This is a genomic window from Actinacidiphila sp. bgisy144, from assembly GCF_057708105.1.
The window spans coordinates 106,182-131,338 of sequence record NZ_JBYIRM010000024.1; the positions used below are offsets into that span (position 1 = coordinate 106,182).

Genomic DNA, 25,157 nt, shown 5'->3' on the forward strand with positions numbered 1-25,157 from the left:
GTGGCTCACTTGACCGCGCCCACGGCGATGCCGCGGGTGAGCGTGCGCTGGAAGATCAGGAAGAACGCGACCGCGGGCAGCGCGCCCAGCAGGCCGGCCGCGTTCGTCATCGTGGCGTCCATCAGCCGCTGGCCCTGGAGCACCCCGAGCGCGACCGACACCGTCTGGTTGTCGTTGGACGGCAGCAGCACCAGCGGCAGCAGGAACTCGTTCCAGGTCCAGATGAAGAACAGCACCATCAGCACGCCGAGCGTGGAGCGGCTGACCGGCACCACGATCCGCCACAGCACCTGCCAGCTGTTGGCGCCGTCGATCCGGGCCGCCTCGACGATCTCCCGGGGGAAGGCCCCCAGCACCGACGACAGCAGATACGTGCCGAACGCCGACTGGATCACGCTGAAGACGATCACCAGGCTCAACCGGGTGTCGTACAGCCCGAGTTGCTTGGACAGGTAGTACAGCGGGTAGACCAGGGACTCCTGCGGCAGGATGTTCGCCAGCACGAAGAAGGCGAGTATCCAGGCCCGGCCGCGCAGCCGCCCGATGCCGATCGCGTAGGCGTTCAGCACCGACAGCGCCACCCCCGCCAGTGCCACCGACCCGGAGATCAGGGTGGAGTTCAGCAGCACCCGGCCGAAGTCCACCCGGTTCCAGAAGCTCTTCAGGCCGTCGAGGTAGAGGTGGTGCGGCAGGGCGAGCGGGCCGTGCGCGGAGTAGTCGCCGGGCGACTTGAGCGCGTTGTCGAGCACGATCAGCAGCGGCAGCACCATGAGGACGGCGCCCACCACGATCGCGGCCAGCGCCGGGTAGCGCTTGACGGCGGTCACCGCGCGTCCTCCGCCCTGGCCTGGAAGCTCAACCCCGCCACGGTCAGCACGAGGATGAGCACCGTCATCACCGTCGCGATCGCCGAGCCGTAGCCGACCTGCGTCTTCTCGAAGAACGTGGCGAAGGAGAAGTACGACGGCACGTCGGTGGCGTCGGCCGGGCCGCCCTTGGTCAGGACGTAGACCGCGCCGAAGACCTTGAGCGCCGCGATGGTGCACCACAGCATCACCACGTAGATCTCCGGGCGCAGTTGGGGCAGGGTGACGTGCCAGAACCGCTGCCACCAGTTGGTGCCGTCCAGCTCGGCCGCCTCGTGCAGGGCCGGGTCCACGCGTTGCAGCCCGGACATGAAGATGACCACCGGGAAGCCGAGCTGGACCCACACCATGACCGCCATCACGCTGTAGAGCGCGATGTCCGGGTCGCCCAGCCAGTCCTGCCGCAGCCCGCCCAACCCCACCGCTTTGAGCAGGGAGTTGAGCGAGCCGTTCTCCGGCGCCAGAATCCAGCTCCACACGATGCCGGCCACCGTGACCGGCAGCACCTGCGGCAGGTAGAAGCAGGCCCGCAGCACCGCGGCCGGCTTCGACCCGAAGTGCTTGGCGACGAAGTCGAACAGGGCCGCGGCGACCACCAGTCCGATGGCGGTCGGCACCACCGCCATCGCCACCACCATGGCCAGGCTGTGCTGGAAGGACTGCCAGAACTGCGTATCGTCCATCAGGCGCCGGTAGTTGGCCAGGCCCGCCCAGCTCGGGGAGCCCACGCCCTGCCAGTCGGTGAAGCTGTACCAGACGTTCATCGCGAACGGGCAGACGATGACCGCGATCAGGGCCAGCGCCCCGGGGAGCAGGTACAGCGGGTAGGTGTTGACCGGGCGGTGCGCGCGGGCCGTCATGAGGCCGGCACGCCCGCGTCGTACGCCTTCTGGAGCTCGTCCAGCACCTGGTCCGGCTTGGCGCTGCCGGTGATCAGCTTCTGCACCGCGGAGACCATCACGTCGTAGAAGCCCGGCACCGGCCAGTCGGGGTAGAAGGCGAGGCCGTCGGCCGCGGTGACCTTGTCGAAGTTCTGGATGAGGGTCTTCGAGGCGGGGTCGGTGACGGCCGTGGGAGAGGCCGCCACCGGGATGCCGCCGTGGTTGCCGAGCGAGTTCTGCACGGCCTGCTTCATCGTGATGTCGATGAAGTCGTAGGCGAGCTGCTTGTTCTTCGCGTTCTTCGGGACCACCCACAGGTTGCCGCCCGAGCCGGGCGTCAGCTTCGAGCCGGGCCACAGGAACGAGCCCCAGGCGAACTTGTTCTCGCTCTTGAAGCGGCCGTACCACCAGCTCCCGGAGAAGAAGACCGGGTACTTGCCGTTGATGAACGACACCCCCGCGTCCTCCGCCTTCGCGCCGCTGGAGGTCTTGGCGATGTAGCCCTTGGCGACCCAGTCGGCGAAGGTGTCCGCCGCGTACGTCCAGGCCGCGTCATGGAAGTCGACCTTGCCCTTGTAGAGCTGGAAGGCGTCGACCCAGGCGCGGTCGGCCTTGCTCAGGGCCAGCTGGTAGAAGTACTGCTGCGCCGGGTACTCCGCGCCCGCGTCGGCGAGCGGGGTGATGCCCTTGGTTTTGAAGGCGGCCAGATCGGCGGTGAACTGGTCGAAGGTGGTGGGGACCGGGATGTTGTTCTTCGCGAACAGGTCCTTGTTGTAGTACACCATCGTGTACTCGCCGTAGTTGGGCACGCCGTACCAGTTGCCCGAGCCCATCACGCCCTGCGCGTCGTAGCGGCTGGTGGTGGTCACGCTCGGGCTGAGCTCCTTGTCCCAGCCGTACTTGGCCACCTGCGGGGTGAGGTCGGTGAGCAGGCCCTGCTTGGCGAGCAGGCCGGTGGTGGAGTTGCCCTTGTTGTACTCCATGACGTCCGGCGCGTCATCGGAGTTGAGCACCATCGAGGCGGTCTTCTGGATCTGCTCGAAGCCCTTGGCCTCGAACTCCACCTTCACGCCCGGGTGGGTCTTCTTGAACTCGGCGATCGCCTGGTTCCAGGCGATGCCCATCGCGCTGTCGGGTGCTTCGTAGTGCCACAGCTTCAGCGTCTTGCCGTCGCCGGTCGAGCCGCCCGAACTCCCGCACGAGGCGAGGAGCAGGGCGCCGGCCAGGGCCATCGCGGTCATTCCGATCCGTTTGCGCGCCTTCGACATCGAAGGACCTCCACGGGGTCGTAAGGAGGGGGCGAACGCTGTCGTCGAATCGCTTCGACGGAGCGTGTCGAAGCGATTCGACGGTGAACCGTAGGGGGGTGGCCCGCATTCGTCAATGGCGTTGACAAATCACGGGAAGACCGCCGCGGGGGCGGAGCGGGGCGGTGGTGACGGAGCGTCAGAAGCGGTCGGCGGTCACGCGATCCCGGTCGCGCCGGCCGCCTCGGCCGCCTCGGTGGACTCCTGCGCCCGCCGGACGGGGTGCCCGGAAGGGTCCGTGGTCAGCCAGGTGCCGTCGCCGAGCGGGCGGACGTCGTACAGGCCGTCGGTGTGCGCGTCGAAGGGAGCGCGGCTTCGCCCGCTCGGGCGGCGGCGTGGGGCTATGCCCGTTTGAGCAGGGGCGCGTCGCGCGAGAAGAAGCGGAATCCGGCGCCGTAGTACAGCTCGCGGGCGGCGCGGTGGCCGGGCGCGCCCAGGCACGCGACGGTGGCCTGGGTCGCGCCGGCGTCCCGGGCCAGGCGCATGCCGTGCAGCAGGACCGCCCGGGCGAGCCCCCGCCGCCGGTGGCCCGGGTGGGTCCCGACCGGCTCGAACTCCACCGTCCGGTTCGCCGCGTCGAACCACATGATCGCCGAGGCGGCCATGGCGCCGTCCGGGGCCGCCGCGAGGACGTGCAGGTCGGCGCGGTAGGCCGGGGTGGCGAGCAGCCCGGCGTAGCTCTCGGCGGTGAACGCCGTGGGCGCCCAGGCGTCGGTGTGCGCGCGGACCGCGGCAGCCGGTCCGGCCTGCGCGGCGGTCAGGAAGCGGTACCCGGCCGGCAGCACCGGCGCCTCGATGCCGGCGAGGTCGCGGGTGTTGAGCTGGGTCCAGGAGCCGGTGTCGCCGAGCGCGGCCGGGTCGGTGCCGTAGCCGTACGCGGCCCACCGATCCAGGGCGGCGGTGTCGCAGGCGCTCGGCATCAGGGTGCGGTCGCAGCCCGCGGCGGTGGCCTCGTACCAGCCGATGACGTCCTCCAGCAGCCCCGGACGGCCGGGGTGGACCTGGTAGTCGAGGTAGGCGGCGGTGACGTCCTTGACCGAGCCGTCGCTGCGCTCGAGCCGGTGCGGCAGCTGGGCCCAGCCCCAGGCCGCGAGTTCCCCGTCCGCGTGCCAGGTCCGCAGCCGCCAGCCGGCCTGCAGACGGGTGAAGCCCCGGCCCCAGTTCCAGGACAACTCCCCGTACGAGGCACCGCTGTTGAGCAGGTCCGGCCGGACGGCGGCGACGCGCTGCGCCAGCTCCAGCAGGGGCGGCAGGTCGGCCGGGCGGACGTGGTCGGCATCGTTCACGGCACGCCACGCTCCCAGACCCGCCGGTGCCCGTCGACCGGTTTTCCGCCCGCGGCCGGGGCCCGATGGCCGATAAGGGACGGTGGTGGCGCGAAAGGGATCTGTTGTCATGGCGGCGTCAGTGGGTAGCGTCCCGGGGTGCTGTCACTCACGCGGAGGTCCCGCCCCCACTCGGTGTCCGTCGTCGCGATGGTCCTCGCCGCCCTGGTGTTCGTCCTGCTCGCGCCCGTCGCCGCGCACGCCCGCCCGGGCCCGCACGACACCGGCAGCCAGCCGGTCGACTCCTACGCCAACGCCATCCGCCAGTCGGTGTGGGTCGACACCGGCCTCGACAGCGACCACGACGGGAAGACCGACCGGGTCGCGGCCGACATCGTCCGGCCCTCCGAGCCCGCGGCGGCCGGGCAGCAGGTGCCGGTCATCATGGACGCCAGCCCGTACTACTCCTGCTGCGGCCGCGGCAACGAGAGCCAGCTCAAGACCTACGACTCCAGCGGGAACCCGGTCGCCTTCCCGCTCTACTACGACAACTACTTCGTGCCGCGCGGCTACGCGGTGGTGCTCGTCGACCTGGCCGGCACCAACCGCTCCGACGGCTGCGTGGACGTCGGCGGCGCCTCCGACATCACCTCGGCCAAGGCGGTCATCGACTGGCTCAACGGCCGGGCCACCGCCTACACCACCCGCACCGGCACCACGACCGCGCAGGCGGGCTGGTCCAACGGCTCGGTCGGCATGATCGGCAAGAGCTGGGACGGCACCGTCGCCAACGGCGTCGCCGCCACCGGCGTCGAGGGTCTGAAGACCATCGTGGACATCAGCGGCATCAGCTCCTGGTACGACTACTACTTCGCGCAGGGCGCGGCGCTCTACGACGGCGGGCCGGACGACCTGGCCGGCGCGGTGGAGAGCTCCGGCGCGCAGTCGAAGTGCTCCGCCGAGCAGCAGGCGTTGCGGGACGGCGCGCCGCGCAACGGCGACTGGACCAGCGCCTGGCAGGACCGCGACTACTACGCCAACGCCTCGAAGGTGAAGGCGAGCGTCTTCGTCGCCCAGGGCATGCAGGACCTCAACGTCCGCACCAAGAACTTCGGCCAGTGGTGGGACGCGCTCGCCGCGAACGGGGTGCAGCGCAAGATCTGGCTGTCGCAGACCGGGCACGTGGACCCGTTCGACTACCGCCGCTCGGACTGGGTCGACACCCTGCACCAGTGGTTCGACCACTACCTGATGAACGTCGACAACGGCGTGCAGAACCAGCCGATGGCCGACATCGAGCGCACCCCCGACCACTGGACCACCGACGCGGTCTGGCCCCCGGCGGGCACCACCGCCACCCAGGTCGCGCTGAACGCCGGCGCCACCGCCGGCCTCGGCTCGCTGAGCGCGGGCGCCCCGCCCGCGACCGGCACCGAGCGGTACACCGACAACCCCGCGCACAGCGAGGACGACTGGGCCGCGCAGGCGGACCAGGCCACCGCGGACAAGGTCGCCTTCACCACCGGCGTGCTCGGCAGCGACCTGCGGCTGTCGGGCGGCGGGAGCGTGACGCTCACCGCGACCCCCTCCACCACCAGCGCCCACCTGTCCGCGGTGCTGGTCGACCTCGGCCCGGCGACCATCCGCGACTACGAGGCCGGCGCCGAGGGCATCACCACGCTGGGCACCCGCTCCTGCTGGGGCGACAGCACCTCCGGCGACAGCGCCTGCTACCTCGACACCGCGGCGGACACCGAGAGCGTCCAGCAGACCGTCTTCAGCCGCGGCTGGGCCGACCTCGGGCACTACGACCCGTCGCTCAAGGGCGTGTCGCTCACCCCGGGCAAGGCGTACCGCATCACGATCCAGCTCGCCTCGACCGACCACGTCGTCCCGGCCGGGCACCGGCTCGCGCTGATCGTCGCCGGTACGGACAACGGGCTGATCGTGGCGCCCAGCACCAAGCCGACCATCAGCCTCGACCTGAGCCGGTCCAGCGCCGACCTGCCGCTGGTCGGCGGCCTCCCGGCACTCGCCCACGCGCTGAAGGGCGGCTCCGGCCACCACCGCGCGGCGGCCCCCGGCGCCCCGGCCGCCACCACCCCGGCCCGCGGCCACACCCCGACCGCGAACCTCCCCGCCTCCCCGGCGGCCCGCCTCGGCTGACCCTCAGCCCCGCCCGAACGCCGTCGGCCGCCGCCCCCTTCTGCGAACCAGGGGGCGGCGGCCGAGTTGTGCCGGCGGGGGAGCGGTCAGTGGTCGGTCGGTGCGGCGGGGCCGGGGGCGTCGGTGGCCGGGGTGGCCGCCGCCGCGGAGGAGGGGGCCGGTGCGGCCTCGGCCTCGCTGCGGGCCTGGTTGCCCGAGACCAGCCGCAGCGGTACCTCCTTCAGGCGGGTGGACAGCACGATCGCCGCCAGCAGCAGCACGGCCACGATCGTGAAGACCACGTCGCCGGCCGCGGAGAAGCCCGCGAAGAAGGGGTGGCTGAGCGGCTTGGCGAGGGTGCTCAGGAAGGACGTGTCGTCCAGGCCGCCGCCCAGGTGCTGGTGGAGCGCCGCGAGCTGGTCCGGGTGCGCCTTGGCGGCCGCCGTGAACGCCGGGTCGCCCGCCGCCTTCGTGTACTCGTGGCCGATCTTGGTGCCGGCCTGCGAGAAGAGCACGGACAGGAAGATCGCCGTCCCCAGGGTGCCGCCGATGGAGCGGAAGAACGTCGAGGACGCGGAGGCCACGCCCATGTCCTTGGCGGGCACGGCGTTCTGCATCGCCAGTACCAGGCTCTGCATGTTCAGGCCCAGGCCGATGCCGAAGACCGCCATGTAGATGTCGGTGTGCCACAGCGGGGTGTCCGCGCCGATGGTGGTCATCAGGCCCATGCCGATGACCATCAGCACCGACCCGACGACGGGGAAGATCTTGTAGCGGCCGGTGCGCGCGATGAGCCGGCCCGAGCCGAGCGAGGCGGACATCAGCCCGGCGACCATCGGCAGCATCAGCAGCCCGGACCGGGTCGGCGAGGCGCCCTTGACGATCTGGAGGTAGAGCGGCAGGACCGACATGCCGCCGAACATCGCCATACCGATGATGGCGACCTGCGCCGAGGCGACCGAGAAGGTGCTGCTCCTGAACAGCCGCAGCGGCAGCAGCGCGTCGTCGCCCATCCGGTGCTCGACCCACACGAACAGCGCCAGGCCCGCGGCGCCCAGGAAGTAGCAGACGAAGGCGCCGGCCGAGGCCCAGCCCCAGCTCTGCCCCTGTTCGGCGACGACCAGCAGCGGCACCAGGCCGAGCGCCAGCAGCGCCGAACCCCACCAGTCGATGCGCCGCTCGCGGCGGACGTGGTCCAGGTGCAGCACCTTGGCGATGACGACCAGCGCGAAGGCCGCGACGGGCACGTTGATGTAGAAGATCCACCGCCAGCCGGCGGTGCCCAGGAAGCTGTCGGTGCCGGAGAACAGCCCGCCCAGCACCGGGCCGAGCACGGAGGCACTGGCGAAGACCGCCATCATGTAGCCCTGGTAGCGGGCGCGCTCGCGCGGCGGGATGATGTCGCCGATCACCGCGAGCGCGAGCGGCATGATCCCGCCGGCGCCGATGCCCTGGAACGCGCGGAACACCGCCAGCTCGTACATCGACTGGGCCAGGCCGCACAGCGCCGACCCGACGACGAAGAGCACTATGGCGAGCATGAACAGCCGCTTGCGGCCGTAGAGGTCCGACAGCTTGCCGAACAGCGGTGCGGAGATCGTCGAGGTGATCAGGAACGCGGTGGTCACCCACGCCTGCGCCGACAGGTCGTCCAGGTCGTTGCCGATCGTCTTGATCGCGGTCGAGACGATCGTCTGGTCCAGTGCGGCGAGGAACATGCCGAGGACCAGGCCGGACAGGATCGTGAGTATCTGCCGGTGGGTCAGTGCGCCGTCGGACGGCGCACCGGTCCGTCCGGGCGAGGTGGCGCTCATGCGCTGGTGCCTTCCTTCGCTTCGTTGCTCTTGTTGCCGTCGTTGCTGTCGTCGCCGCCGTCGCCGTGACCGGCGTCGCAGTTGCCGCTGCCGGCGCGCGGCGGCGCCGTGTCGGTCAGCCAGTGGGCGTGGGTGGTGTCGTAGGCGGCGGTGAAACGTTCCAGCTGCCGGGCGAACCGGCTGCACTCCTCGGCGGTCCAGTCGCTCACCACCTCCGCGAAGAAGGCCGCCCGGGCCCTCTCGTGCTCGGCGATCACCGCCTGGCCGGCGGCCGTGACCACCAGCAGGCTGGCGCGGCCGTCCACCGGGTCGGCGCGGCGCTCCAGCAGGCCGCGGCCCACGAGCGAGGCGACCTGGCGGCTGACCGTCGACAGGTCGGACTGGACGCACGCGGCCAGCGCGCTCGCCCGCAGCGGTCCCTCGGCCGCGGCGGTACGCAGCAGGATCTGCGTCGCGGAGTCCACGTCCTGGCTCGCCGAGGCCAGCAGCCGGGCCTTGGAGCGGCGTACGGTCCGCAGCAGTTCGACGACCGCGTGGGCGACCGACGCCACCGCCGGGTCCGCCTCTGCCGCCGTCTCCTCGCGGCCGCTGCCGCTGTCGTCCACCACGCGTGGCCACCTCCCCATCCGTCCATTATTTGTATAGCGCAAGTGCTTGCCATGAGCAAGTAATGCTCCCGGCGCCCCCCCCGGGGGGCGTACCGGAACCGGCTGCCCGGCAGGTCAGCGCCGGTTCGCCCAGTCGGGCGCCCACGTGCCGGGCCCGCTGTGCGCCGGGGCCACCGCGGCCAGGTGGGCGCGCAGCGCGGCGAGCCCCGGGTGGGGGTCGCCGCGGCGCCACAGCAGGGAGTGCGGGTAGACCGGCACCGGATCGGTCACCGGGATACGGCGCAGGTCGTACCCCGCCGGCCAGACCAGCCGGGTTCGGGCACCCATGAAGGTGGCCAGCGCCGGGGTGTCCGCGACGGTGTCGAGCAGCGCGTCCGAACCGAAGTTCGGGCCGGTGGCCTCGATGGTCAGATCGTACGCGGCCAGCAGCGCGTCGTAGTACGCGGCCCACTCGGTGCCGGGCACGATGCCCGGCATCCAGATCCGCTGCCCGGCCAGCTGCGCCACGCTCACCGAGCGGGCCCCGGCCAGCGCGTGGCCGGGGCCGGTGAGCAGTTCGAGCGGCTCGTCGAGCACCCGGGCCGAATCGACGTCGTCCGGCAGCGGCCGGCCGGGCGCGGTGACCGCGCGGAAGGTCGCGTCGATGGCGCCGGACCGCAGGGACGCCACCGCGGTGTCCATGTCGAAGAGCATCAGCACGTCCAGCTCGACCTCGGGGTGCGCGCGGTGGAAGTCGCGCATCAGCCCCGACGCCGCGCCGCGCGAGGACAGCACGTCCACCCGCAGCCGCCCGCGCCCCGCGCCCACCGAGGCGACGGCGCGCGCGGCGGCCCGCAGCAGCTCGCGCGCGTGCGGCAGGAACGCCCGCCCGTCGATGGTGGGTTCGGCGCCCCGCGCGGTGCGGTCGAACAGCCGCACCCCGAGGGCCCGCTCCAGCGCCGCGATCCGCTTGGACACCGCCTGCTGGGTGACCCCCAGTTCGGCGGCGGCCTCCTGGAACCGACCGGTGTCCGCGGCCGCCATGAACGTCCGCACGGTCTCGAGATCCATGCGGCCACACTAGGCCGTGCCTGACCACATCCCGGCCGGCCGGCCGGGCCCGGCAGGCCCGCTCTCCCCGCGCCTTCGGCGGGAGGCGCCCCGGCGTTGCCCGTCGTCGGCGCGGCCCGCCGCGCTCAATTCCCCCAGCGCTTCGCCCGGGAGGGACCCCACCTCCGCCCTGCGGTCGGGGGCACCTCCCATGCCGCAGGCCACGGGGGAGCACCAGGGCCTTGTCGGCCTCCGTCCCTCGGGCGGGACGGCGCCATCTGTCGGACCCGTCCTGGACGCCGCCCCCGGGCGCTTCGGCGGCGGTTGCGGGGCGCTGGGCTGGGAAGACCTCGCGGTGACAGGGAGTTGACGCTCCGACAGACAGCGGGGGAGCATCGTCGGTGTCCGCCGCGAGCACGACGTACCACGGGACGTACAGGGGGCCGGCGTATGCGATTCACCAGGCGGGAGAAGGCCCCGGTGCCGGGCGGCGTCCGCTTCCTGCGCACCGAGCGGACCGACCGCGCCACCTACCACGTGCACAGCGGGCCCGGCCGGGCGGCCGCACTGGAGTTCCTGCGCCGCACCCCGGTCCGGGACGAGCTGGTGTACACCGTCGTGGAGACCCCGGAGGGCACCTTCGGGCGCGACCTGATCTACATCTTCGACGAGGCCGACGGCGCCCTGATCGAGCTGGGCGTCCGCACCGCCGGCAGCACCCTCACCCCGTCGAGCACGCGCTGCGCCTGGTGCGAGCACACCGTGGTGCCGTACGACATCCCGCTCGACGACCGGACGCACGGCAGCGGGCCGTGCTCCTTGGACCCCGACGGCCTGGCCGGGCTGGTGCGGACCGGCGGCGGGTTCGGCTGCGGGTCCTGCGCGCTGCTCCAGTGCGCCGTGTGCAGCGGCCTTTCGGCGCCCGACCGCGCTGCCGGGGTGCCCCACTGCCGCGCCTGCGGCCGGCGGCTGTCGGTGCACACCGTGCTGGGGGTCGGCGCCCGGGCGCCGCGCAGGGCCGCGCGCGGGCCGGCCGGCGGGGCCGGCGGCACCGTCACGCTGCCCGCGGACCCGCTCGGCGACGAACTGTGGGGCATGGCGCCGCTGCGGGTGCGCTGGAGCATCGACGTCACCGCGTTCCTCGCCGACACCCCGCTGCCGTACCTGTGGCCGGACAACGCCCGCTACCGCGAGTACATGGGCAGCCGGCAGAGCGCGCAGGCGCTGCTGCGGGAGAGCTGGACCAACGTCTTCCTGCACCACCCCAACCCCGACGTCGTCCGGCAGTGCCTGCGCGCCGCGCCGCCGCGCACCATGCTCAGCGTCAACTCCCTGGCGGACGTGCTGGAATCGCCCTCGTTCGAGCCAGAGCTGCGGGAGGAGGCCGCGCGGGCCTTCTGGGGGCTGCCGGAGGGCCTGGCCGGCCACGCGCTGGGCGTACTGCGCTCCCGCGGCATCGTCGTCTCCGGCTACGACAGCGACTCCGTGCACCTCGCGCTCGGCGCCCTGCGCGCCACCTGCCCGCCGGACCGGACCGGTTGGCTGGACGCCCAACTGGCGCGGCCCGAGGACGACTGACCCGGCGCGGCCTTTCGCCGCCGGGCTGACGTGAGGGGCGCACGGAGCTGTCGCGCGCCGTGTGCAACGTTGTAAAGTCGGCTCGGCTCGAACGTGATCAGACGTGTACACCCCCCACCACCGTCTATCCAAGGAGGCGGTCATGCGCCGCGAGGCGTCCGGCCTTCCGCTGAGAACCCTGGGCAACATCGCCCTCGTCCTGCTGCTCACCGCACTGTGCTGCATGGGCCTGAAACCGTCGAGCGCGCACGCCGCCGCCGGTACGTTCCGCAACCCGCTGGGCACCAGCCCCGACCCGTACATGACGTACTACCAGGGCAACTACTACCTGGCCGCCACCGAGGGCGACGCGGTGCGGATCGCCGTCGCGCCGACCCTCGGGGAACTGCTCACCGCGCCGCGCGTCACCGTCTGGAAGGACACCGACGCCTCGCGGAACCAGCAGGTGTGGGCGCCGTCGTTCTACCTGATCAACGGGCACTGGTACATCTACTACACCGCCGACGACGGGGTGGACGACCACCACCGCCTCTACGTCGTGGAGTCCGAGGGCACGAATCCGCTCGGCCCCTACCACTTCAAGGCCGAACTCCAGCCGCCCAACGCGCCCGACGAGTGGGCGATCGACCCGGTGCTGCTGCGGCAGAGCGACAACAGCCTCTACCTGCTGTGGTCCGGCGCCGGCAGCGAGGGCCACAACCTGATCTACATCGCCCCGATGTCCGACCCGTGGACGGTCTCCGGCAACCGCGTCTACCTGCCCACCGCCGGCGGCTGCTCCACCATCCGCGAGGCCCCCTCGATCCTCCAGCACGGCAGCACCACCTACCTGGTGTACTCCACCTGCGACACCGGACTGCCGGACTACCAGCTGTGGATGCAGTCCATCCCGCAGAGCGCCGATCCGCTGCGACCGGCGAACTGGACCCAGCACTCCGGCGCCGTGTTCTCCCGCAACGACTCCACCGGCGTGTGGGGCCCGGGCTCCAACGGCTTCTTCAAGAGCCCGGACGGCACCCAGGACTGGATCGTCTACCACGGCAAGAACACCTCGGACTACACCTACACCGGGCGCACCACCCGCGCCCAGAAGATCAGCTGGAACGCCGACGGCACCCCGAACTTCGGGTCCCCGCTGGCCGCCGGCGCCACCCAGGATCTGCCCTCCGGCGACCCCGGCGGCGGCCCGTACTGGATCAACGACACCAACACCAGCAGCGGCGCGGGCTCCGTCGCCTACACCGGCGCCTGGAACTCCGGCTCCGGGTGCGGCGTCCAGTGCTTCTGGGGCGACGACCACTGGAGCGCGACCACCGGCGCCACCGCCACCTGGACGTTCACCGGCACCCGGATCGCCCTGCTGTCGGTACGCGACACCGGCAACGGCATCGCCGCCTTCTCCGTGGACGGCGGCGCCGAGACCACCAGCGACTACTACGGCCCGATCCGCATGGGCGAGCAGCTGAACTACGTCAGCCCCGAACTGCCCTACGGCACCCACACGCTGCGGGTGCGGGTGACCGGCGACAAGGACGCCTCCTCGGGCGCCGCGTACGTCTCCATCGACCGCGCGGAGGTGTACACCAACTGATCGCGGGCGTCGGGCCGTCCGACACCCGGCGCCGCTCAGTCGCCGAGGACCAGCCGCTCCAGCGCCGCCCGCGCCCGCGCGTCCGAGCGGGCCCGCGCCGCCAGCGCCGCGGCCAGTTCGGCGACCCACGCGTCCAGCGCGACCGGCGTACGGGACAGCACCACCCCGCGCACCACCGTGGCCACCTCGCCCTGCGGCCGCCCCTGCGTCAGCGTGAGCGTCAACCGCCGGTCGTCCAGGGCGACATCGAGCTTCTCCAGCCGGCCCGCCCGCCCCGCGAGCCGGTCGCCCACGGTCCGCCTGCGCGCCAGGGCCACCGCACCGGGCGGCAGCGCGTCGGCCAGCGACCCGGTGAGCACCTTCGCGTACAGCTCCAGATCCGCCGCGTCCCGCCGCAGCGCGGCCGCCAGCACCTCGATCGACGCGCCCGAGTCCGGCCCCGCGCCGCCGTCCTGGTCCCGCGCCGGCTCTCGCTCGCTCATGGCTCTTCCCCACTCCCAGATGTCGTACGGTCCGCCGGATGCCGGGCCGGGTCAGCCGTCCAGGCCCAGCACCATGGTGGGCCGCTCGATCTCGTGGTCGGGGCGCAGCGGCCGGACCGCCGTGCCGATCGAGAAGAACTCCGTGGTGTGGCCGCCCCAGCGGTGGTTGTGCGCGTTGAGCTGCACCCCGACCACGCCCTCCGCCTGCAGCGCCTCCGCCTCGGCCTGCATGCGCGCCATGGCCAGCTCCCGGGCGTCATAGAGGGCCTGGGTGAACTGCTCGATCTCCACGTTCCGGCCCATGTTCGACACCACCGAGCCCATCTTCTGGTGCGCGATGTGGTAGACGCAGGTGCCCATCACCATCCCGAGCGGCGCGTAGCCGGCCCGGATCAGCGTCCAGAAGTCCTGACCCGACAGGTCCGAGGTGAACGGCTGCCCCTTGTTGTTGCGCCAGGTCCCGCCGCCGGGAGGCGCCGTGTCGCCCCTGACCGCGGTGCCGATCGCGATGAACTCCGCGACGTCCTTGCCGAACTCCCGTGCCTCCACGGTCAGCCGGACCCCCACGATGCCGTCGGCACCCAGCGCCGCCGCTTCGGCCTCCATCCGGGACATCGCCAGCTCCCGGGCGTGGTACATCGCCTGGCTGAGGGTGTCCAGCTCCTGGTTCCTGCCCCAGCGGCCCAGCTGGATGCCGACGTGGTAGATGGAGCTGCCGAGCACCAGGCCGATCGGTGTGAAGCCGGCCTCCCGCACCAGCAGGAACTCGTTCACCGACAGGTCGCTGGTGAAGATCGACCCCGGGCGTCCGGGCGTCAGCTCCGACAACCGGCGCATCGCGTCCGCGGGAACACCGTCGGCGCCCGGCTGCTGGTTCGTCATGTCAAGTACCCCTCGTGAGACGTGCGGTGGTGCGGTGCGGCCCCTGGGACGGGTGCGGCCGTGCGTGGCGGCCTGCGGTGCGCGTGCGCAGTCCGGGTGCGCGGTCCGCGTAGGCGGTGCGCGCGGCGGCACCCGTCGAAGCCGGCTAACCGTCGAACTCGTGGATCTCCTCGACCAGCCGCCGGTACTGCGCGTTGTCCACGTACGGGCTGGCGGCGGCCGTCGCCAGCCGCCTGCGCAGCTTCGCGCCGCGGTCGCCCAGCGGCAGCACCGACAGCGTCCGCGGCGGCGGCGTGCGGACCTGGAAGCGCGCGATGCTGGTACCCACCATCGTGGCCTCCGCGATGTGGTCCTCCTGGTCGCTCCTGTTCGACCGGAAGCACTTCTCCGACCACACCCGCAGGTCGCCGGCGGCCATCACGACGCCGTCACCGCCGCACCGGGCGGCCTGCGCGCCGAGCTGCTGCCGCGCGTCGGACCGCACACCGTGCACCAGGTCGCTCCAGCCGCGCATCTCCACGTTGCGCCAGGAGTACGCCTGCGAGGTGGTCCGGTAGTCGTCGTGCCGCACCCCGACGGACATGCCCACCAGCAATCCGACCGGCACCCACCCGGCGCCGAGCAGCTTCGCGAACCCCTGCCCGTCCAGGTGCGAGGTGAACGGCTGCCGCGCGTGCCGGCCGCCCCGCGCCCGGACCGCCGTGCCGATCACCTTGAACTCCAGGCTGCCGGCGCTGCCGACGAACGGCGCCATGGTCAGCGCCGCGGACAGCACACCGTCGCCCCCCAGCGCGCGGCACTCCGCCGTCATCCGGTCCAGCGCGGTCAGCCGGGCCCGGTCGAAGACCTCGACGAGCGCGCGCGACGGGGCACCGCCGCCCGACAGCGCGACCGGCGCGTCCTGACGCGAGGTGCGGTAGAGGTAGCGGGCACCGGCGTACTGGCAGTCGTGGTAGCCCCAGTACCGGCCGGCGCGGCCGATCCGGAAGACCGCCGAGCCCATCACCTGGCCGACCGGCTCGAAACCGACCGAGCGGATCGCGGCGAACTCGCCGGTGGACAGCGCGGACGTCCAGGTCCCGCTCCGTTCGGCCGACGCCAACCGCTCAGCCGCGGCGGGCGGCAGGCCCCCACTGCTCCATGGCTCGGACATGGGTCCCCCGTCTCCCGTCAGGCGCGCAGCACTGCTCTGCCCTGAACTTTAGGGCCTCCGCGCACGCGGCGCCCACGGGCCCGCGCCGTTCCGCACCACCCCCTGACGCCCCGGCCCGCCACCGCCGCCCCCGGGCTCAGTACGGGTTGCCGATCCGCCAGCCGTCGGCGATCAGCGCGGCCACGGGCGGGTACTCCGCCGGGGCGCGGCGCGGGTGGCGCCACATGTACAGCCGGGCCGGCACCAGGACGGCCAGCAGCGCCGCGGCCATGAAGGCGGCGACGACCAGCGCGCCGTACCGGTGCACCGTCAGCGCCGCCAGCGCGCCGCAGAACGCCATGAAGCCCACGAAGCCGCCGCCGGCCCTGAGCACCCTGCCGTACACCGCGTACGCCACGTTGGTCCGGCGGCAGCGCGCGCAGCGCGGCACGACCACCTCCCGGGCGCTCCAGCGGTACTGGTGCCCCACGACGACGAAGCGCGTGCGCACGTCGCGGCTCAGCCGCACCCGGTGCGCGGCGTCCGGCCGCGCGGGCGCGGTACGGCAGTTCCAGCACATCGTCCGCTCGCCCATCGCCCGCTCCCTTCCGGCCGGCGCCGTGGACACGGCCGGCGCGCGGACAAGTGTGGCGCGCCGCGGTCGTGACGGGTCCCGACACCGGCCCGGGACCGTACGGCGCGGAAGGCGGCCCCACGGTCCCAGGCCCTACCGCGGATACGCCCGGACGGCGACCACATGGGCGTGCCGCGCGCCGTGCACGCCGTCCACGGCGATCCGCAGCGCGCCGGTCCGCAGCGGCTGCGCGAACCGGTGGACGCGGTGGCGGCGGCGGTTGCCGCGCACGGTCTGCACCGTCTGCCACTGCCCGTCCTCGCCGCGCGCCAGCAGCCGGTAGTCGCGGACCAGTTCGGGCATCACCTCGAACGGTGTGCGGTGCCGGTGCAGGTTGTTGAGGTACTCGTCCACGTCGTCGTCGAACACCACCTGGACGGTGCGCAGTTCGGCCGGCTCGTCCCACTCCAGCTGGAGCCACTCGCCGGTCGGGTCCGCGTCGCCCAGCGCGGCCGAGGACCACATCTGCGGCCCGCCGTAAGGGCGTTGGTAGCCGCCGACGGCCTTGTCCGGCGCGAACGCGGCCGTGGCGGGCTCGGCGCGGAAGCAGAAGGAGCGGCGGCGCAGCTCGCGCGCGGACCACTCCAGCACGCTCTGCCCCTCCTCCTCGGGGATGTCGTGGTCCACGGCGGCGTCGCCCTCGGCCCGGCGGCGCAGCGACAGCGCCCCGTCCACCCGCCCGTCCCACAGGTGCAGTGCGGTGCCCGGCCGGGCGCGGACGACGACCACCACGTTCTGCGGCCGCTCGGGCCGGTGGCCGAAGCGGGCGCGCACCCAGTGCGGGCCGCCGGGCGGCACCGGCACGGTGGTGGTGGCCAGGTGGTCGGCCGGCACCCCGTTCTCCGGCAGCCCGGTGCCCCACAGCTCCACCGTCAGCTCGGTGCCGCCCGGCTCCTCGGTGCGGGCCAGCAGCTCCACCGCGTCCAGCGCCGGGTCGGCCGGCAGCAGCAGCGCCACGTCCCGGGTGAGCGGGTAGGGCTCGGCGTCCGCGTCCGGCGGCGTGCCGAGCACGTCCTGCGCGGAGGACGCGGTGACGCGGGCGGTACGGGCGAGGTCGGCGTCGTCGGTGTTCTTCACGCCGATCACGGAGGCGTCCTGGCGCAGCAGCGTCTGCGCCATCAACTCCAGCCGTTCGTGGGCGAGTTGCCGTGGTGTGAGGCGGTGGGTGGCGCACAGCGAGGCGGCGGTGCCGGCCGCCTCGCCCAGCGTCGCGCAGGTCGCCATGACCCGGGTCGCGCCGAAGGCGATGTGCGTGGCGGAGATGTTCCGCCCGGCGAAGAGCAGATTGCCGACGTTCGCCGAGTACAGGCTGCGCAGCGGGATGTGGAAGACGCCGTCGGCGTAGCGCTGGCGGGCGCCGGGCTCGTCCGCGTACATGCCCTGCACCGGGTGCAGGTCCACCGACCAGCCGCCGAACGCGATCCGGTCGTCGAACTGCCGCTGGCCGAGGATGTCCTGCTGGGTGAGGGTGTGGTCGCCGACGAAGCGGCGGTACTCCCGCTTGCCGGGCAGCGAGCCGACCCACTCCAGCGTCAGGTGGTCCGCGTCGAACTCCCCGGAGTTCTTGATGTGGTCCCACACCCCCATGACCACCGACTGCAACTCGTCGCGGATGCGCTCGTTGTCGTGGACGGTGTCCAGCTCGCCGCCCCACTCGATCCACCAGTAGTCGCAGCCGTTGTCGCCGGTGCGCAGCACCCGGTTGCGCAGGATCGGCGTGGTGGACAGGTCCTTGGCGTACGAGGGCGGCACGAACTTCACCGGGCGGCCCGCGTCCTTGGTGGAGAACAGGATCGTGGAGCCGAGCAGCGCCTCGTCGGCGACCTCCGGGGCCCAGCTCTCGCCGTACTGCGAGCGCGCCTCGCGGCCGATCCGGTAGCGGGCGCCGGCCAGGTGGCCGACCAGGCCGTCCCCGGTGCAGTCCAGGAACTGGGCGGCGCGGAAGACGGTGGTGCGCTCGGCGCCCATGGTCCAGCCGGTGACCGAGCGTACGGTCCGCGCGTCCTGCGGGCCGTCCGCCGCCACCTGCCGCACGTCGGTGTTGAGGAACAGGTCCACCAGCGGCTCGGCGAGCACCGCGTCCAGCACGACCTGGTCCCAGTAGTGCGGGTTGCCCTCGGGGTTGCGGTACTGGTTCTCGGTGTACAGCTCGCCCATGATGCCGGTCTCGCGGGCGTAGCGGTGCACGCCGTGCGCGGTCGCCCCGCACACCCACACCCGCACCTCGCTGCTGGAGTTGCCGCCCAGCACCGGGCGGTTGTGCACCAGCGCGACGCTGCTGCCCAGCCGGGCCGCGGCCACCGCCGCGCACACCCCGGCCAGCCCGCCGCCGACCACCACGATGTCGTACGTGCGCTCCTCAGCGAGCACCGACGGCCTCCGTCCCGGCTGCGGCGGCCGCCAACTGCTGCGGCAGCCACCTGAGTTGGCGCAGCACCTGGAAGGGCCCGCCGCCCTCGTGGCCGTTGAAGGGGTAGACCTCGATCGACTTGGCGGCGGCGCCGTAGGCGTTGAAGGCCGCGAAGACCGTGGAGGGCGGGCAGGTCTGGTCCTCCTGGGCGACGGAGAACAGCGCGGGCGCGGTGGCGCGCGCGGCGAAGTGCACCCCGTCGAAGTACGCCAGCGTGCGGAAGGCGGCCTCGGTGTGGTCGCGGTGCGCGCTCAGGTAGGCGGCGATCTCGCGGTACGGGCCCTGGGCCGCGACCGCGAGGGCCCGCGGGTAGTGGCACAGGAAGGGCACGTCCACCGCGACCGCGGCGAGGTCGGGGACCAGCCCGGCGACGGCCAGGGTGATGCCGCCGCCCTGGCTGCCGCCGGCAGCCGCGACCCGGGCGGGGTCCACCCGCGGGTGGCTGCGCACCGCCTCCACCGCGCGGACGGCGTCGGTGAACAGCCGCCGGTAGTAGTAGGCGTCGCGGTCGAGGATGCCGCGGGTCATCTGGCCGGGGTAGGCCGGCCCGCCGCCCACCGGGTCGGGGGTGTCGCCGACCGAGCCGCCGCTGCCCTGGCCGCGGGAGTCCATCACGAAGCACGCGAAGCCGGCCGCGGGCCACACCAGGTGCTCGTGCGGCAGGCCGCGCCCGCCGTTGTAGCCGATGTACTTCACCACCGCCGGCAGCGGTCCCTCGGTGTGGGCCGGCAGCAGCAGCCAGCCCCTGACCGGGTGGCCGCCGTATCCGGCGAACGTGGCGTCCAGCACCTCCACCCCGGTCAGCGGAGCGTCGAACGGCGTGAAGCGCGCGTCGAGGGCGGTGGTGCGGGCCTCGGCCAGGGTGGCGGCCCAGAAGGCGTCGAAGTCGTCGGGCTCCGGCTGGTCCGGGCGGTACCGGCGGAGTTCTTCCAGCGGCAGGTCGAATTGGGGCATCGCGGGCTCTCTGTCGGGTCCGGCCCCGGGTGGGGCGCCGGCGCGTGCGGGCGGTTGGGCGGTCCGCCTCGGAACGCTAGGAGTAAGCGCTTTCCAAGTCAATGGCGCAGCGCAGCGGGTATGTGCGGGGCGCCGGGGTCGCTTGCCCATGGAGGGCGCTTTCTGGCAGCGTGCGGCGGGCCCCAGCCCCAGTCGGCCCGCCCGGCCGCCGACCCCGCACGGAGACACCGATGGACCGCCGCCCGACCCCGCCGCGCACCCACCCCTTCGCCTTCGACCCGACCTACGGCCACGACCTGGACGCCCTGCTGGCCGTACCCGCCCCCGGCAACGAACCGCCCGACTTCGCCGCCTTCTGGCAGGAGCTGTACGCGCGCGCCCGGGCCGTGGCGGTCGACGCGCGGATCGAGGAGCGCCTGCCCGCGGGCCGGCCGGGCGAGCCCGGCCCGGACGGGCCGGCCCCGGCCGCCCTGGAGGCGTACCGGATCAGCTACACCTCGCTCGGCGGCGTACGGCTCGGCGGCTGGCTCACCCTGCCGGCCGGCGCCGAACCCACCCGCGCCGCGGTGCTCACCCACGGCTACGGCGGCCGCGCCGCGCCGGACCCCCGGGTGCCGATCGACGGGGCCGCCGTCCTCCAGCCCTGCCTGCGCGGCCTGCCCGCCCTCAGCGAACTGCCGCAGATCGGCACCCCGCACGTCGTGCAGGGCCTCGCCTCACGCGAGACCTACGTGCACGGCGGGTGCGCCGCCGACATCTGGTGCGCCGCCACCGCCCTGCACGAACTGCTCCCCGCCACCCGCGGACTGCGCCTGGACTACCTCGGCGGCAGCTTCGGCGGCGGCATCGGCGCGCTCGCCCTGCCCTGGGACGACCGCTTCGCCTCCGGCCACCTCACCGTCCCCAGCTTCGGCAACCACCCGCTGCGCGTCGGCCTGGAGTGCCTCGGCAGCGGCTCCCACATCCGCGCCCGCCACCTCGCCGACCCGTCCGTCCTCGACGTCCTCGCCTACTTCGACGCTGCCACCGCCGCGCGCCACCTGCGCATCCCCGTCCACGTCGGCGCCGCCCTCTTCGACGCCTACGTGCCGCCGCCCGGCCAGTTCGCCGTCCACAACGCCCTGGCCGGTCCCAGGCAGTTGCACGTCATGCCCTTCGGCCACTTCTTCGACCACCCGGACGACGCCGCCGAGCACGCCCGCCTCCAGAGCGCGGTCCGCGCCTTCTTCGCCGAGCCCGCCGCCTGCGCGGCCTGACGTCCCCCAGCCGTGCGGCGCCCGGGAGGCGGTGACGGAGTGTCACCGTCGGGCGGTCGGGGCAGGTGGGCGGCGCGGTGCGGGGCGGCCGGGGAGGGGCCTGGACGGCGATTGCGTATGTGAACAACGAACTGCACTGTGAACTCAAGGGGGTTGGGGGCGTCATTACAACGTGAGAGATGGTCAGTTCCCAGCCTCTTCTTCACATGGATGAACCGCGGCCGGCCGGTGATTCTTCGTCGCGCGTCTTGACCGCCTCGCCCGCACCGCTCCACACTGAGCGTCATTCCGGCCGTCCCCCCAGTCACGGCCGCCACGGCGCACCACCGTCACGCGCACGTCCTCCGCACCTCTCCCCACCAGCGAACACCGCCGCTCGCCCCGGCGCCGCGCGCACCCTTCGCTGCCCCGCAACGAGACGAGGAGCACCCCCCATGACAGGAATCAGCCGTCGTGTCTTCATCCGGGCCGCGGGAGTCGGCTCGGCCGCCCTGGCCCTGCCGCTGGCGGGCGCCGCGGGACCGGCGGGAGCCGCGGACGCGGCCGCGGCCAAGCCGCGGGTCCTGTCGGGCACCGTCTCCGCGTCCGGCGCCTGGACGGTGCGGGCGAGCGCGCTGGGCTGGACCTTCGGCGGCTCGGTCGGCGCGGCCACCGCCATCACCACCGCGTCCGGGACCGACGCGCTGGGCGCCTGGACCGAGACGACGTTCACCTTCCAGTCCGGCGCGCGCAAGGGCGGCATCCGCGTCTACGACGCCGCCTCGGCGGTGGTCTTCACCGACACCTACGTCAAGGCCGCCGCCAACGCCACGGCCTTCCCGACGTTCACCGCCTACCCGGACCTCGCCCACCAGGTCAGCCACGCCGACTGCTTCGGCGCCTACCAGTTCAACACCTTCGCCGGCGCCTCCGACAGCCCCTGGGTCTACTTCGACGACTCCGGCAACGCCTTCGTGCTGTCCGCGGCCGACCACTTCCAGGAGGCGCGGACCAGCAAGGCGTCCGACGGCTCCATCGCGGCCGGCGTGGTCACCGCCGTCGGCAGCCTGCCGGCCGGCTACACCCGCAGAACCATCCTGACCACGAAGAACGGCGTCGGCGCCGCCTACCGCGCCTGGGGCGCCGCGATCCGCACGCTGGCCGGCAAGACCGTGCCGGCCAACGACACCGGCATCGTGCTGAGCACCTTGGGCTACTGGACCGACAACGGCGCCGACTACTACTACAAGTACGACGAATCCAAGGGCTACACCGGCACCCTGCTCGCGGTGCGCGACGAATGGGCCGCGCAGAAGATCCCGATGGGCTACATGCAACTGGACAGCTGGTGGTACCCCAAGGGCCCGAACGGCGACTGGAACGACCTGCCCGACGGCACCTCGCTGTACGAGGCGGACGCGGACCTGTTCCCCGAGGGCCTCGCCGCCTTCCGCAAGGACCTCGGCCTGCCCCTGGTCACGCACGCCCGGTGGATGGACGCCTCCAGCCCGTACCACGAGGACTACGCGTTCTCCAACAACGTTGTCATCGACCCGGGTTGGTGGCAGGACATCATGGCCTACCTCAAGGAGGGCGGTGTCGTCGTCTACGAGCAGGACTGGCTGTGCAACAACGCCAAGCCCGCCGAGAACCTCACCGACGCCGACGCGTTCTTCGACAACATGGCCCACCAGGCCGCCGCCAACGGCATGGACCTCCAGTACTGCATGGCGCTGCCGCGCGACTACCTGCAAAGCGTCCGCTACCAGAACCTCACCACGATCCGGGTCAGCGGCGACCGCTTCGACCGGCCCAAGTGGGACCAGTTCCTGTACGACGCGCAGTTCGCCGCGTCGCTGGGCATCTGGCCCTGGGTCGACGTGTTCCTGAGCGGCGAGACGAACAACCTGCTGCTGGCGAACCTGTCGGCCGGCCCGGTCGGCGTCGGCGACGCGCTGGGCAAGGTCGACGCCGGCAACCTCTTCCAGGTGGCCCGCGCCGACGGGATCATCGTCAAACCGGACAGCCCGATCGTGCCCACCGACGCGACCTACGTCGCCGAGGCGGCCGGGAAGAACCCCGCGATGGTCGCGACCGCCCACGTCCAGCACGCCGGCGGCCTCGGCTACGGCTACGTCTTCGCCTACGCCCGCCAGACTCCCGCCCCCACCACGGTCTACCAGGCCGAGAGCGCCACCCTGTCCGGGGCGGTGGTCGGCAGCGACAACTCCGGCTACAGCGGCAGCGGCTACGCGGACTACCAGCACGACTCCGGCGACTACGTCGAGTGGACCGTGACGGCGCCCGCGGCCGGCACCTACACGCTCCAGTTCCGGTACGCCAACGCCGCGTTCACCGACCGCCCGCTGGCCGTCTCGGTCAACGGCGGCGCCGCGAAGTCCCTGTCCTTCCCCTCCACCGGCTGGTGGAACGCGTGGACGGTCGTCGGCATGACGACCACGCTCACCCAGGGCAGCAACACCGTGCGGGCGACCGCCACCGGCGCCAGCGGCGGCAACATCGACTGGCTCGGCGTCACCCGGGGCACCGCCGCCACCGGCCCGACCCAGAGCGCGTCCTTCACGCTCGCCGAGGCCGGCGTCAGCGGCAAGGCGTACGCCTACGACTACTTCGGGCACACCGGCGCCCTCGTCGCCGCGGGCGGCAGCGTCACGGCCACCGTCAGCACCGGCACCTACTGGGTGGTCGCCCCGGTCGGCCCGTCCGGCATCGCGTTCCTCGGCGACGCCGGCAAGTTCGTCGCCCACGGCGACCAGCGCATCGCGCACCTCAGCGACGACGGGACGGTGCGCACCACCGTCGCCTTCGCCGCCGGCGAGGGCCCGATCACCCTGCACGGCTACGCGCCGAGCAAACCGGTGGCCACCGCGTCCACCGGCAGCGTCGGCGCCGTCGGCTACACCGCGTCCACCGGGCTGTTCACGGTGGCGGTCACCGCGGGCGCGGACCACCAGGCCGTGGTCGCGCTCGCCCTCTGAACACGCGGCAGGACCGCACAGACGGTGGCACCCGCGGGTACCACCGCAGCACCCCCCTTGTACGACCAGCGGTCCGCGGCCGCCCGCCCCGCCCGCGGGCGCCCGCGCACCGGTGCCGCACCACCCTGCCCCCGACGGAAGGTGAGGACTGGCGATGAAAAGACTCCTCGCGGCGGCCGCGGCGGCAGCCGCCGCGCTGCTCGCCGCGGCCGGCGTACTCGCGCCGAACGCACTGGCCGCCGCCCCGGCGGCCGCACCCGCCTCCGCCGCCCAACCGGCGGCCTTGCGGGTGATGCCGCTGGGCGACTCGATCACCTGGGGCGTCGGCAGCAGCACCGGCAACGGCTACCGCGTCCCGCTGCGCGACGAACTCACCGGCGAGGGCCACACCCTGGACTACGTCGGCGGCCTCCAGAGCGGCAGCATGGCCGACCCGGACAACGAAGGCCACCGCGGCTGGCGGATCGACCAGATCGCCGGCATCGCCGACGCCACGCTCAGCATCTACCGGCCGAACGTCATCACGCTGATGATCGGCACCAACGACCTCAACCAGGCCTACGAGGTCTCCACCGCCACGCAGCGGCTGCACGACCTGGTCGACCGGATCACCGCCGACGACCCGGGCGTCACCGTGCTGCTCGCCACGCTGATCGTGTCCACCAACTCCATCGAGGAGCCCTACCGGCCGGCGTTCAACGCCGACGTGCCCGGCATCGCCCGCGCCGAGCAGGCGGCCGGCAAGCACGTCCGCTACGTCAACATGGGCGCCCTGACCGCCGCCGACCTGTCGGACGCGCTGCACCCCGACGACGCCGGCTACCAGAAGATGGCCGACGCCTTCGACACCGGCATCCAGGCCGCCGACGCGGCCGGCTGGATCACCGCCCCCGGCGCCGACGGCACCGTCCACTCCGGCCTCAGCGGCCTGTGCCTCAACGACGACCACGCCAGGACCGACAACGGCACCCCGATCGAGATCCGCGGCTGCAACCGGACCAACGCGCAGTGGTGGACCCGGCGCAGCGACGGCACCCTCCAGATCTACGGCAAGTGCGTGGACGCCGCCGACGGCGGCACCGCCGCCGGCACCCTGGTGCAGCTCTACGACTGCAACGGCACCGCCGCGCAGGTCTGGCAGCCGTACGGCGGCGGCTACCGCAACCCGCAGTCCGGCCGCTGCCTGGACGACCCCGGCTCCAGCACGGTGGACAACACCCAGCTCCAGCTGTGGGACTGCAACGGCACCGACGCCCAGCAGTGGACCGCCCTCCCGGTCACCTGACCCGCCCCCGCGCCATCCGAACAGGGAGGGGCCGCCGCGGCCGAGAGCCGGTCGCGGGGG

19 protein-coding genes are annotated in these 25,157 nt (G+C 73.1%); 6 read left to right on the forward strand and 13 right to left on the reverse strand.

Annotation, left to right across the window (positions count from 1 at the left end; genetic code table 11):
- Positions 1-5: 5 nt before the first annotated feature.
- The 4 genes from AC3EVP_RS25590 to AC3EVP_RS25605 all read right to left on the reverse strand — a co-directional run bounded on the left by AC3EVP_RS25590 (position 6) and on the right by AC3EVP_RS25605 (position 4,340).
- Complete coding sequence (locus tag AC3EVP_RS25590; RefSeq protein WP_335973080.1) at positions 6-770, reverse strand: carbohydrate ABC transporter permease; 765 nt, start codon at positions 768-770, stop codon at positions 6-8.
- Between the two features lie 53 nt (positions 771-823).
- Positions 824-1,726, reverse strand: a complete 903-nt coding sequence (locus AC3EVP_RS25595) for a carbohydrate ABC transporter permease (protein WP_435133493.1) — start codon at positions 1,724-1,726, stop codon at positions 824-826.
- Positions 1,723-3,015 carry an ABC transporter substrate-binding protein gene (locus tag AC3EVP_RS25600; protein WP_435133496.1) on the reverse strand — a complete coding sequence of 431 codons (1,293 nt, stop codon included), beginning with the start codon at positions 3,013-3,015 and terminating at the stop codon, positions 1,723-1,725. The genes AC3EVP_RS25595 and AC3EVP_RS25600 overlap by 4 nt, the downstream gene beginning before the upstream one ends.
- Positions 3,016-3,395: 380 nt before the next feature.
- Positions 3,396-4,340, reverse strand: coding sequence for a GNAT family N-acetyltransferase (locus AC3EVP_RS25605; protein WP_435133499.1), 945 nt, complete (start codon positions 4,338-4,340; stop codon positions 3,396-3,398).
- A gap of 189 nt (positions 4,341-4,529) precedes the next feature.
- On the opposite strand from AC3EVP_RS25605, the gene AC3EVP_RS25610 reads away from it, so the two are divergent.
- Positions 4,530-6,485 (forward strand): Xaa-Pro dipeptidyl-peptidase, encoded by a 1,956-nt coding sequence (locus AC3EVP_RS25610; protein WP_435133563.1) that lies wholly within the window; start codon positions 4,530-4,532, stop codon positions 6,483-6,485.
- 86 nt (positions 6,486-6,571) lie between these two features.
- Here AC3EVP_RS25610 and AC3EVP_RS25615 read toward each other — a convergent pair whose 3' ends face one another.
- The 3 genes from AC3EVP_RS25615 to AC3EVP_RS25625 all read right to left on the reverse strand — a co-directional run bounded on the left by AC3EVP_RS25615 (position 6,572) and on the right by AC3EVP_RS25625 (position 9,936).
- Positions 6,572-8,278 (reverse strand): MDR family MFS transporter, encoded by a 1,707-nt coding sequence (locus AC3EVP_RS25615; RefSeq protein WP_435133502.1) that lies wholly within the window; start codon positions 8,276-8,278, stop codon positions 6,572-6,574.
- On the reverse strand, positions 8,275-8,886 hold the full coding sequence (locus tag AC3EVP_RS25620; RefSeq protein WP_435133505.1) for a MarR family winged helix-turn-helix transcriptional regulator: 612 nt from the start codon (positions 8,884-8,886) through the stop codon (positions 8,275-8,277). Before AC3EVP_RS25620 ends, AC3EVP_RS25615 begins: the two co-directional genes overlap by 4 nt.
- 114 nt (positions 8,887-9,000) lie before the next feature.
- Entirely contained in the window at positions 9,001-9,936 is a 936-nt protein-coding gene (locus AC3EVP_RS25625) for a LysR family transcriptional regulator (protein WP_435133508.1), read from the reverse strand.
- A 429-nt stretch (positions 9,937-10,365) separates the two neighbouring features.
- Between AC3EVP_RS25625 and AC3EVP_RS25630 the strand changes: the two genes are divergently transcribed.
- The gene (locus AC3EVP_RS25630; protein WP_435133511.1) at positions 10,366-11,493 is read left to right on the forward strand and encodes a hypothetical protein; all 1,128 of its coding nucleotides are present in this window, start codon (positions 10,366-10,368) and stop codon (positions 11,491-11,493) included.
- Between the two features lie 142 nt (positions 11,494-11,635).
- Positions 11,636-13,084, forward strand: coding sequence for a glycoside hydrolase family 43 protein (locus tag AC3EVP_RS25635; RefSeq protein ID WP_435133514.1), 1,449 nt, complete (start codon positions 11,636-11,638; stop codon positions 13,082-13,084).
- Between the two features lie 35 nt (positions 13,085-13,119).
- Here the strand turns inward: AC3EVP_RS25635 and AC3EVP_RS25640 are convergent, their stop codons facing one another.
- The 6 genes from AC3EVP_RS25640 to AC3EVP_RS25665 form a co-directional block, all read right to left on the reverse strand.
- Positions 13,120-13,566, reverse strand: coding sequence for a hypothetical protein (locus AC3EVP_RS25640; protein ID WP_335972705.1), 447 nt, complete (start codon positions 13,564-13,566; stop codon positions 13,120-13,122).
- 51 nt (positions 13,567-13,617) lie between these two features.
- Positions 13,618-14,448 (reverse strand): heavy metal-binding domain-containing protein, encoded by an 831-nt coding sequence (locus tag AC3EVP_RS25645; RefSeq protein WP_435133517.1) that lies wholly within the window; start codon positions 14,446-14,448, stop codon positions 13,618-13,620.
- A gap of 145 nt (positions 14,449-14,593) precedes the next feature.
- On the reverse strand, positions 14,594-15,601 hold the full coding sequence (locus AC3EVP_RS25650) for a heavy metal-binding domain-containing protein (protein WP_435133520.1): 1,008 nt from the start codon (positions 15,599-15,601) through the stop codon (positions 14,594-14,596).
- Positions 15,602-15,737: 136 nt separating this feature from the next.
- Complete coding sequence (locus AC3EVP_RS25655; RefSeq protein WP_435133522.1) at positions 15,738-16,175, reverse strand: hypothetical protein; 438 nt, start codon at positions 16,173-16,175, stop codon at positions 15,738-15,740.
- A gap of 132 nt (positions 16,176-16,307) precedes the next feature.
- On the reverse strand, positions 16,308-18,584 hold the full coding sequence (locus AC3EVP_RS25660; RefSeq protein WP_435133525.1) for an FAD-dependent oxidoreductase: 2,277 nt from the start codon (positions 18,582-18,584) through the stop codon (positions 16,308-16,310).
- Positions 18,574-19,578, reverse strand: coding sequence for an acetylxylan esterase (locus AC3EVP_RS25665; RefSeq protein WP_435133528.1), 1,005 nt, complete (start codon positions 19,576-19,578; stop codon positions 18,574-18,576). The genes AC3EVP_RS25660 and AC3EVP_RS25665 overlap by 11 nt, the downstream gene beginning before the upstream one ends.
- A 230-nt stretch (positions 19,579-19,808) precedes the next feature.
- Here AC3EVP_RS25665 and AC3EVP_RS25670 point away from each other — a divergent pair, with 230 nt between their 5' ends.
- The 3 genes from AC3EVP_RS25670 (at position 19,809) to AC3EVP_RS25680 (ending at position 25,097) form a co-directional block, all read left to right on the forward strand.
- The gene (locus AC3EVP_RS25670; protein ID WP_435133530.1) at positions 19,809-20,834 is read left to right on the forward strand and encodes an acetylxylan esterase; all 1,026 of its coding nucleotides are present in this window, start codon (positions 19,809-19,811) and stop codon (positions 20,832-20,834) included.
- A 434-nt stretch (positions 20,835-21,268) separates the two neighbouring features.
- Positions 21,269-23,812 carry a CBM35 domain-containing protein gene (locus AC3EVP_RS25675; protein ID WP_435133533.1) on the forward strand — a complete coding sequence of 848 codons (2,544 nt, stop codon included), beginning with the start codon at positions 21,269-21,271 and terminating at the stop codon, positions 23,810-23,812.
- A gap of 154 nt (positions 23,813-23,966) precedes the next feature.
- Entirely contained in the window at positions 23,967-25,097 is a 1,131-nt protein-coding gene (locus AC3EVP_RS25680) for a ricin-type beta-trefoil lectin domain protein (RefSeq protein WP_435133539.1), read from the forward strand.
- The last annotated feature ends 60 nt before the right edge of the window (positions 25,098-25,157 follow it).

Bases quoted from the DNA above. Each gene is read 5' to 3' on its own strand.
- AC3EVP_RS25590 (WP_335973080.1), bottom strand. From the start codon at position 770: ATGGTGCTGCCGCTGCTGATCGTGCTCGACAACGCGCTCAAGTCGCCC.
- AC3EVP_RS25595 (WP_435133493.1), bottom strand. From the start codon at position 1,726: ATGACGGCCCGCGCGCACCGCCCGGTCAACACCTACCCGCTGTACCTG.
- AC3EVP_RS25600 (WP_435133496.1), bottom strand. From the start codon at position 3,015: ATGTCGAAGGCGCGCAAACGGATCGGAATGACCGCGATGGCCCTGGCC.
- AC3EVP_RS25610 (WP_435133563.1), top strand. From the start codon at position 4,530: ATGGTCCTCGCCGCCCTGGTGTTCGTCCTGCTCGCGCCCGTCGCCGCG.
- AC3EVP_RS25615 (WP_435133502.1), bottom strand. From the start codon at position 8,278: ATGAGCGCCACCTCGCCCGGACGGACCGGTGCGCCGTCCGACGGCGCA.
- AC3EVP_RS25625 (WP_435133508.1), bottom strand. From the start codon at position 9,936: ATGGATCTCGAGACCGTGCGGACGTTCATGGCGGCCGCGGACACCGGT.
- AC3EVP_RS25630 (WP_435133511.1), top strand. From the start codon at position 10,366: ATGCGATTCACCAGGCGGGAGAAGGCCCCGGTGCCGGGCGGCGTCCGC.
- AC3EVP_RS25635 (WP_435133514.1), top strand. From the start codon at position 11,636: ATGCGCCGCGAGGCGTCCGGCCTTCCGCTGAGAACCCTGGGCAACATC.
- AC3EVP_RS25640 (WP_335972705.1), bottom strand. From the start codon at position 13,566: ATGAGCGAGCGAGAGCCGGCGCGGGACCAGGACGGCGGCGCGGGGCCG.
- AC3EVP_RS25645 (WP_435133517.1), bottom strand. From the start codon at position 14,448: ATGACGAACCAGCAGCCGGGCGCCGACGGTGTTCCCGCGGACGCGATG.
- AC3EVP_RS25650 (WP_435133520.1), bottom strand. From the start codon at position 15,601: ATGTCCGAGCCATGGAGCAGTGGGGGCCTGCCGCCCGCCGCGGCTGAG.
- AC3EVP_RS25655 (WP_435133522.1), bottom strand. From the start codon at position 16,175: ATGGGCGAGCGGACGATGTGCTGGAACTGCCGTACCGCGCCCGCGCGG.
- AC3EVP_RS25665 (WP_435133528.1), bottom strand. From the start codon at position 19,578: ATGCCCCAATTCGACCTGCCGCTGGAAGAACTCCGCCGGTACCGCCCG.
- AC3EVP_RS25670 (WP_435133530.1), top strand. From the start codon at position 19,809: ATGGACCGCCGCCCGACCCCGCCGCGCACCCACCCCTTCGCCTTCGAC.
- AC3EVP_RS25675 (WP_435133533.1), top strand. From the start codon at position 21,269: ATGACAGGAATCAGCCGTCGTGTCTTCATCCGGGCCGCGGGAGTCGGC.
- AC3EVP_RS25680 (WP_435133539.1), top strand. From the start codon at position 23,967: ATGAAAAGACTCCTCGCGGCGGCCGCGGCGGCAGCCGCCGCGCTGCTC.